Annotated in this window: 7 protein-coding genes; all 7 read right to left on the bottom strand. The window is 28.5% G+C overall.

Going from position 1 to position 6,758, the window contains the following annotated elements:
• Positions 1-255: 255 nt before the first annotated feature.
• The 7 genes from crcB to ACUSRV_RS15720 all read right to left on the bottom strand — a co-directional run bounded on the left by crcB (position 256) and on the right by ACUSRV_RS15720 (position 6,675).
• Entirely contained in the window at positions 256-633 is a 378-nt protein-coding gene (gene crcB, locus ACUSRV_RS15750) for a fluoride efflux transporter CrcB (RefSeq protein ID WP_490142924.1), read from the bottom strand.
• A gap of 49 nt (positions 634-682) precedes the next feature.
• The gene (locus ACUSRV_RS15745) at positions 683-2,041 is read right to left on the bottom strand and encodes a metallophosphoesterase (RefSeq protein ID WP_490142923.1); all 1,359 of its coding nucleotides are present in this window, start codon (positions 2,039-2,041) and stop codon (positions 683-685) included.
• A 261-nt stretch (positions 2,042-2,302) separates the two neighbouring features.
• The gene (locus ACUSRV_RS15740) at positions 2,303-2,986 is read right to left on the bottom strand and encodes a DUF975 family protein (RefSeq protein WP_490142922.1); all 684 of its coding nucleotides are present in this window, start codon (positions 2,984-2,986) and stop codon (positions 2,303-2,305) included.
• A gap of 121 nt (positions 2,987-3,107) precedes the next feature.
• Positions 3,108-3,497 (bottom strand): EscE/YscE/SsaE family type III secretion system needle protein co-chaperone, encoded by a 390-nt coding sequence (locus ACUSRV_RS15735; protein ID WP_490142921.1) that lies wholly within the window; start codon positions 3,495-3,497, stop codon positions 3,108-3,110.
• A gap of 175 nt (positions 3,498-3,672) precedes the next feature.
• Positions 3,673-4,506 (bottom strand): histidine racemase CntK family protein, encoded by an 834-nt coding sequence (locus ACUSRV_RS15730; protein ID WP_490142920.1) that lies wholly within the window; start codon positions 4,504-4,506, stop codon positions 3,673-3,675.
• An 80-nt stretch (positions 4,507-4,586) separates the two neighbouring features.
• Entirely contained in the window at positions 4,587-5,270 is a 684-nt protein-coding gene (locus ACUSRV_RS15725) for a DNA alkylation repair protein (RefSeq protein ID WP_490142919.1), read from the bottom strand.
• A 370-nt stretch (positions 5,271-5,640) separates the two neighbouring features.
• Positions 5,641-6,675, bottom strand: coding sequence for a DUF5667 domain-containing protein (locus ACUSRV_RS15720; RefSeq protein WP_490142918.1), 1,035 nt, complete (start codon positions 6,673-6,675; stop codon positions 5,641-5,643).
• Between the last annotated feature and the right edge of the window lie 83 nt (positions 6,676-6,758).

The raw sequence follows: 6,758 nt of genomic DNA, 5'->3' as shown, positions 1-6,758 counted from the left end.
AGGCACGCCGCCAGCGTTCATCCTGAGCCAGGATCAAACTCTCATGATAAACTTGGCATTACTTTTAAATAAATGGTGTTTAATTATCCTACTGTTTAATTTTCAAAGTTCAATTATCTTTTGTCCTCTTCTTAGGGACAAATATTAGTATATCATCAACAAATTACTTTGTCAACATGTTTTTCGACTTTTTTCGTCTCTTTTCGAGGACAAGTAATACTATATCATTATTAATTATATGAGTCAACAGTTTTTTTATAATATTGTATTTGAAATAAACTTACCTAATACAACTCCCAAAAGACTCAGAAATAAATTTAAACATGTATTTAAAGTTCCTAACATATAGTTACCTTCATTAAAAAGGTTTATTGTCTCATAACTAAAAGTAGAAAATGTAGTAAGTCCACCCATAATTCCCGTCGTTAAAAATAATCTTAAGTTTGGAGAAATTAGATCAGTTGTCAAACTCAACTCCATTATAAGACCGATTAAAATTCCTCCAATGACATTTACAATCAACGTTCCATATGGTAATTGAGTTCCAAATAATTTTGGAGCATTTATAGATATAATGTATCTTAAACAAGCACCAATAAAACCACCAATTCCAACATAAAATAAGCTTTGCATTTATATCCTCCTAAAAATCAATACTTTTATATTAATATATACTTATGTATCAGTTAGTTTCTGTTTTTTTGCTTTGCATCTTTATATACAAATTATTATCATTAGTATCTTTATCGCTACATATACTCCAAATATAGCTTTTAAGAAAGCTTTCCGGTAAACCTGACCATAATTTAAAGCCTTCTGAATTTATTACATCATTTGAATTTAAATTCTCATTTCCAGCAAAATATCTTAAGTTTAATATTTTCATGGTTTCAGACATTGACTTTACCTCATCCTCTGAATAACTTTTATTATCAATTAAGTGCTTATAAGCCATATCATAAGCAAATTTACCAAAATAGTCTTCTGAGTAACTTTTAAAATCATTAAGATTTTTATCAACTATTTTCTTATCTTTTGACCATTTCTCTACATCTACTATCGAAGTAGTATAGTCAAAGCTAATATCTTTAGCAGAATATTTAAGTGTACCATATTGATGAGGGTATACCGCTAATGAGCCAGTAGTAATATCATATAATTGATTATTATGCGAGCTTATATCTTGAATATGAATATGGCCACTTAATACAAGACTTAATTTATTGTCCTTAAATACATTAAGGATTTCATCGTTATTGTTTAGCGTATATCCCTTTTGTATAACATCGCTATGATCTATTATATTATGGTGGGTCACTGTAATTATATTTGCTCCTCTTTCTTTAGCTAAATCACTACACTTTTTTATCCAATTCAGGGTATCATTAGTAATCTCACCATCTCTTTGAGGTGAACCTATTTTATAGTTATTCTTGTATTTATTTGTATCTATCATTAATAACCATACATCAGCAGATGGTGCTGCAAGATAACTTAATGTATCCTTGTCCTTTGATATTGCCTCATTATAACCAAAATCAGAATAAATTTTGCTGAAATCTTTTTGTTTTATACTTTCTGTCACGTACTGTTTATCATCCTTAAACCCCCTGGCCCAAGGATTTGATATATCATGGTTACCAGGAATCACATATACAGAAGTACCACTTCCCTCAATATACTTTAATTTATTTGATAAATCTAAATGGCTTTCTTTTTCCCCATTATTAGTTAAGTCTCCACTAATAACAAGTACTTCAGGCTTTGTCTTTTGAATATTATAAGTAAATGCATCTACTATTTCATCAATATATTCTATTTGCTTTCCATCTCCAGAAGATAAATACTTTCTAAAAGCCTCTCCATTGTCATTTAGGCTATTAGATAAATAGTGTAAATCTGTAACTGTATAAAAAGTTATATCTTTACCGGATTTAAATTTATAATCTTCTTTTAAATTTATATAAGCGCTAGTACAACCCACTAAAATAAATGTAAAAGCTATTAATAAAAATGCTATATATTTTTTTATATTAATCATATAATCACCATTATTTCTTTGATTTTTTCTAACTCTAAACCTATTTTAATTCATTCCTCTATATGTATCAAACTCTTTCTAACAAATTTAATTTTCTGAAATAATTTATTAAACTACTTTTCTATTTTCAAAGCTTAAACTTTATAAAATTAACTTGAGGTTATCTCTAAAATAGTGATGTTATTTTGAGCATAGGTAGAAAAACTTAGAAAAAGTAGCTAATAATTATTGCAATAAAAAATAGCAAGTATCATACCCTTGCTATAGATGTATATTTTCAGAATCATTCTTTATCTCTTCATAAAAATTCATCATAGTTAAATCAATATATGGTGCAAGCCAAAGCATACCTATCCCAACAGTTAAAAAAACAAATAGCCACCATCCTATAAAGCTTAAATATAATGATATTATTCTCCACTTTCTTCCCTTAGTAAGATTAGATGAATATTTTAAAATTCCCTTTATATCTAAGTCATGGTTATCTGCAACTATAAACTTTACTAATGAAAATCTAGTATACAAATATAAATACATTATAATCAAAGCTAAAACTATGCCAGAAGCTGCTATTTCATAATAATAATGAATTTGATATTCTCCTACAACAAATAAAATTACTATTATTATAGTAGGTATTATTGCAATTGCAAAATATATACACCCTAAAACTAAGCTAACTAAAAACGACTTTATATAATAGGAGTCTAATCCATGAAAAAGTTCCTCTATATCGGCTTTTTGTCCTATTCTAAAAATTCCCAGAAACCTTAATAACATAATTTCAAAAGGAAAAACCAATGCAAATGAAACTACAGGTATAATAGAATATATAATAGCTGATATTATCAATGTAACAAGTGTTGCTAAAACTACCTGTGTCCAATTACCCTTCAATTGTTCTCTAGATCTTTTTCTAAAATCCGAATTTGTTAATATATACATATATTCCTCCAACATATTTATAAATCTATTATCTCTAACATATTAAGTATATTATATATAGTCAAAAAAGTGCATAAAAAAAGCGGATTCAAAATAAATCCGCTTTTATGTATACTTAAAATTATTCTTGGTAATTTGAAAGTGTAGTGTTAGCTGATTGTAATGCACTTTCTACAGCATTAAGAGTATTTTGTATTTTTTGTCTGTTTTGTGGTTTTTCTACTGAATTTAACGCTTGATTTAAAGAATTTTTACAGTTTTGTAATTGACTAGCTGCACTTTGAACTTCTTGTCTAGCATTTTGGCCTTGAGAGCCTGACATGCTTTGCATACCTGAAGTGCTTTGTAATCCTGACATATTTGACATTCCTGAAGCACTTTGTGATCCTAGGCTACTTTGCATTCCTGACATATTTGGCATTTCTGAATTACTTTGTGATCCTAAGCTACTTTGCATTCCTGACATATTTGACATATTTGGCATTCCTTGGTTGTTAGTAGTATTTTTCATATGATTGTACCTCCATTATATTTTATTTGTGTTTACCACACAAAGCTATTATGTGATACTTCAAATATAAAAATACTAGAATAAAATACCTCAATCATCTATATTATCCCATTTTTTACAATTTTTTTAAATATAACCATAAACCCAAAAAGGAGTTATCTATTTAGATAACCCCTTATACATATACAATTCCTTCTGATACAATATCCACAATTCCTCTAAGGTATATGCTAGTTACATTATTTCCATTCCACTTTGTAGATACTTCTAGCTGTCCTCCTGGTTGATTTACTATCATGTTTACACCCTTTTGATACTGATAAGAAACTACTAAACCTAGAGCTGTAGCACCTGAACCACATCCTCTTTCCCAAACAAGGCTTTCCAATGACTTCACATAAACCAAAGGTTCAATATATGATTTTTCTTCATCATAAAACATTATTCCAAGTGCATCATATTCAATATCCCTTAGTTCTTCTTTAACTTTTATAAAAAACTCTTCCCTACTATCTATCCCTTCACCATTAATAAGTAAATGCGTTATCCCTGGAAATTCAACAAGTGTTCCATTATAAATAACATCTTTATATTCTATAAAAATTTCTTTTATTGACTTGTGCAAAGGCATATCTACATCTGAAATATAGCTATTTGAATTATTTAATTCTACTTCACAATATATAACTTCATCTACTCCAGAGACTTCTAATGGTACAATGAATTTTCCTTCTTTTTTCTGAACCCTACAGTGTTCTCTTTGAACTAAAACAGCTGCACAGGCCCTTGTGGCATTCCCACAAAATTCATCGCCCATCATATGAAGTCTAGCACAAGCTTCACTATTTTCTTTAGATGTCTTTTCTATAAATCCCACTTGTTCTGCATTAATGTTACTATAGGCCATTATCTTTTTTGCTACATCTTTATATATAGAACGTGGTAATTGATCAAGAATAAAAACAGTCATATTTTCTGTCGGGTTAGCCTTTACAAAATTTAGTTTCATATCATCTTCCCCCTTATAAAAGCAACATTTAAAGCTTTATATAAAGATATTTCATATATTTTCAAAATATTACATATGTATTATTTGCGTTTCATGCTTCGAATAAGTATTTTTATTTCTTTATCTAATCTTAGAGATTCAGTAATTTTTTGCAGTGCTTTGTTATATGTAAACTCATCTAATGTATTACTGTTTAGATATTTCATTGTCTTTTCTGGAAATTTAATATAACAAATTGAAATAGCCCAAGCAACAGCCATCTTAACATAGTATCCTTCATGCCTTGCTTTGTCTAATAATATAAGCACTCTATCAATGTATTCTTCTTCTATATAAAAATCTAGAAGCATTACAATACAAAAACGCATTTCAAATTCTTGTTTTGATGATAGATATTGTCCAATATAACCCCAAACACGTTCCATATTTGTTTTTGTGAATTTCAATCCAATACAAAAGCTATCACAAACAGACCAATTATCAATTTTGGGCACAAAGTCAGTAACATAACTTAACACTTCATCAATGTCAGCTTTTATATAACCAATTACCATACCCTGTAGCATAACTTCTTCATAGTATTCACTTTTCGATGTCTTTATATATTCTCGCCAATTCCCTTTAGCTATTTCTTTTGCAAGTTTTCTAAGTAGCGGCAGTCTCACTCCTATAATATTGTCAATACCAGGGCATAACTTGCTTTGAAACTTCTTATAATCTTCATCTGCTAATTCAAAAATTTGCTCTCTTATTGTTTTTTCCAAGTTCTTTCTCCTTATAATTAACTTTTAGTATATTTAAAATTATATTATTTTTTATTACCCTACAAAATTTTAGAAGTTTTACGTATATTTATAATATAAGTACTCGTTGAAATTTTTCTAATTTTCATTTAATTGAAAAGGATTTTTATATACATTGCAGAATTATATTATGTTATCTATATTTAATGGAGGTATATATTTAGTATGGAGTTGTTTCTAAAAGCACTATTTTGCTCTATAATATCGCTAACAATCTGTGGAATAATAAGATTTAGTCATAAATATGACTAAATCATTCAAATTAAAAAGAGCGGCTGTTTGGCCACCCTTTTTGCAAGTAAATTATATAGTTATTTCTATCTATATCTGATTACTTATCTTTATTCTCTTTTTTATCCTTTACAATTTCTTCTTTTTCTTTATCTTCCTTTATTTTTACTGGCTTTTTTTCATCTTCTTTATTTATCTCTGGCTGCTTTTTTACTTCTTCATTTTTATTTAACTGTTCTTTTTCTTTGTCTAGTTTTGGTTGCTGTTTTGTTTCTTTATCTTTTGTTTTATCTATTTCCTTTGTTAAAGTAGACGTATTAGCTTTAATAACGTCGTTATTTACATTAGTTTTAACAACGTTTTCACTTGCATCAGCTACACTAGTTTCAACAACATCATCACTATTCACTATGTTTTCTTTCTTTACATTTTTTTCTTTAGATTTACTATTTGATCTTATTTGTGATGGACTAATACCTAATTCTTTTGAAAGTTCTCCTAAGCCTTTGCCATCATCCACAACTAAACTAGCTAATTCATCAACTGATTTTCCACTAATTGTAGACAAAGAATTAATATATGCTATTTTGCCAAATCCAAATCCTTTATCACGAAGGATTTTTACAGTTTCAACATCTATATCCGCTACAACATTCGCTGCATAACTTATCTCTTCAGTATTTTCTTCGATTTGTTCCTTTTGATCATCTGCTAAGTTTTCTTCTACTATGTCATCTACTACTGATATATTTTCTAGTCCATCTATTAAATCTTCTTTAACTTCTTCACCTATATTTTCATCTGTGATAACATCTAGAACCTGATCCTGAGCTTCATCTATTGTCTCAAGATAGCCATCTATTGCTGTTTCCACAAATTCACTTTTTTCTTGTTCCGCCATCTCTGTAGCTTCTGAAAGACGTTCTTCAGCGATATCAATTAATAAATCTGCTTTTTGTTCATCATTATAAGTGAATGATAATTGAATATCCTCAAATAACGTATCTGTACTATAAGTTATTTGATCTGGTGTTATTCCTGCACCTGTTTCTGTAGTTTCTTCAGCAGCATATACTGAAGTATTAGGTACTAATAATGCACTTGCACAAACAATTGATGCTAATACTTTTTTCATTTTTTACATCTCCCTTATTCTTTTAATATTTGTACGAACTAATATTCATTTTAAAAGAATTGATAAACTTTAAAGAGATAAAA

It is taken from the genome of Sporacetigenium sp. TC11 (assembly GCF_058146105.1).
This window is presented reverse-complemented; position numbering and strand designations above follow the sequence as displayed.